The organism is Candidatus Symbiothrix dinenymphae, from assembly GCF_001431085.1.
The window spans coordinates 1-2089 of sequence record NZ_BBRU01000587.1 but is presented as its reverse complement, the minus strand read 5'-3'; the positions used below and the strand labels follow the sequence as shown (position 1 = coordinate 2089).

Annotated in this window: 3 protein-coding genes; all 3 read left to right on the top strand. The window is 45.2% G+C overall.

The genetic code is table 11. From position 1 onward, the window contains the following. Nucleotides 1-514 (top strand): efflux RND transporter periplasmic adaptor subunit (locus tag ASC50_RS06365; protein ID WP_158648549.1); only part of this gene is annotated, 514 nt, incomplete at its 5' end. A 121-nt stretch (nucleotides 515-635) separates the two neighbouring features. Then, nucleotides 636-1316, top strand: coding sequence for an ABC transporter ATP-binding protein (locus ASC50_RS06360; RefSeq protein ID WP_055432487.1), 681 nt, complete (start codon nucleotides 636-638; stop codon nucleotides 1314-1316). Nucleotides 1317-1335: 19 nt separating this feature from the next. Further along, nucleotides 1336-2089, top strand: a 754-nt coding sequence (locus ASC50_RS06355) for an ABC transporter permease (protein WP_162491149.1), incomplete at its 3' end; no start/stop codon positions are given.

The following is a 2089-nucleotide window of genomic DNA, read 5'->3' as shown; positions in this document are numbered from 1 at the left end:
CGTCAAAATCGGGCAATCGGTAGGGAGCGGCAGCCGTATCGGTCAAATCAGCGTGCTGTCTGACTACAAGATTGAAGCCCTGATTGACGAGCATTACATCGACCGCGTGAAAAACGGCTTGGCGGCAACCTTCGAGCGCCAGGATAGAACGTACAACCTCACCGTCCGCAAAGTATATCCCGAAGTGCGCACAAAACAATTCAAGACCGATTTCACATTTGAAGGCGAACGCCCCGACAACATTCGCGCCGGACAAACCTATTACATCCATCTGCAATTGGGACAACCGGTGGAGGCAGTGCTGATTCCACGCGGCGCATTTTATCAAAGCACCGGCGGACAATGGATATTTGCAGTAACCCCGGACGGCAAAAAAGCCGTTCGCCGCAACATCCGCATCGGGCGGCAAAATCCGCTGCATTACGAAGTGCTGGAAGGTCTGGAGCCGGGCGACAAAGTGATTACTTCGAGTTATGATAATTACGGCGATGCCGAAGAGTTAATTTTGAAATGAATTAGGAAGTTAGGAATCGATAATTCCTAACTAAAAATAAGGCGTTCTTTGGGTAAGTTCAATTAGTAACTGCGAAAAATCGCTATTAAGAGTAAATAAAATTAATTAAAAAATAAAAGTCATGTTAAAAATTGAAAATTTAAAGAAAGTATTCCGCACGGAAGAAGTGGAAACAGTAGCGTTGAACAACGTATCGTTGGCAGTGAAAGACGGCGAATTTATCGCCATTATGGGACCTTCGGGCTGTGGCAAATCCACCCTGTTGAACATACTCGGTTTGTTGGACAATCCAACCTCCGGAAAGTATTATCTTGCCGGAAATGAGGTCGGGCATCTGAAAGAAAAGGAGCGCACGCAAACCCGTAAGGGAAACATCGGTTTCGTGTTCCAAAGTTTCAACCTGATTGAGGAAATGAATGTCTTTGAAAACGTGGAATTGCCGTTGGTCTACCTGAAAGTAAGCAAAGCAGAACGCAAAAAGCGCGTGGAAGAAGCCTTGCACCGGATGAATATCAGCCATCGCGCCCAACATTTCCCGAATCAACTTTCGGGCGGTCAGCAACAGCGGGTCGCCATCGCCCGCGCCGTGGTCGCCAATCCCAAACTGATTCTCGCCGATGAGCCGACCGGTAATCTCGACTCCAAGAACGGAAAGGACGTGATGAATTTGCTGACGGAGCTGAACAAAGAAGGCACCACCATCGTGATGGTAACGCACTCCCAACACGATGCGGCGTTTTCCCATCGCATCATTAGTTTATTCGACGGAGAAATTGTGACGGAAGTAGAAAGCAAAATGTAATCACTAAACAGCAACAATTATGAACAATTTATTCAATCTCAGCACTTTTTTCAAGTTTCTGGGGAAAAACAAGACATATACGTTTATCGACCTGTTCGGCTTAGCCGTTTCGCTGATGTTCGTGATTCTGATTGCGGTTTATACCGTGCAGGAATTATCGACCGATAAGTTTCACGAAAAGGGCGACCGCATTTATGTCTTGGGCAATCAAAAAGATTTGGAAAATGCTTACCGGATAGCCGACCGTATTCAGGAACGGTATCCGGAAATAGAAAAGGTTTGTCCGGTAATACCTTTCTTCAGTAACTCTACGGTCTCGATAGCGGATGCTAAACTGAACGTTCAACTCCTGTTTGCCGATGCCGGTTTTTTCAACTTTTTCCGTTTCAAACTCTATGAGGCAAATTCCGACCAAGTCATGTCTGCCAAGAATTATGCGGTTATATCCCGGACTTTTGCCCGTAAGGCTTTTGGAAATACAGACCCGATAGGACAAATGATTGCCGTGAACGACAGCATGACCGTTACGGTTAATGGTATCATGGACGACATTAAAAATTCTACTATTCCCTATTGTGATATAGTGCTGCGAATTGACAATATCAAATATTTCAATTCGAGTATGGATAGCGAGTATTTTGAAAATGCGGGCAATGCCTATATTTTTCTGATGGAAAAAGAAGGGGCAAATATACAGGCAAAAGCAGGCGACATGCTCGCCTGGTTCAAGGAAATCTATTGGATATATTATGTAGAGATACACTCTGCTGTAA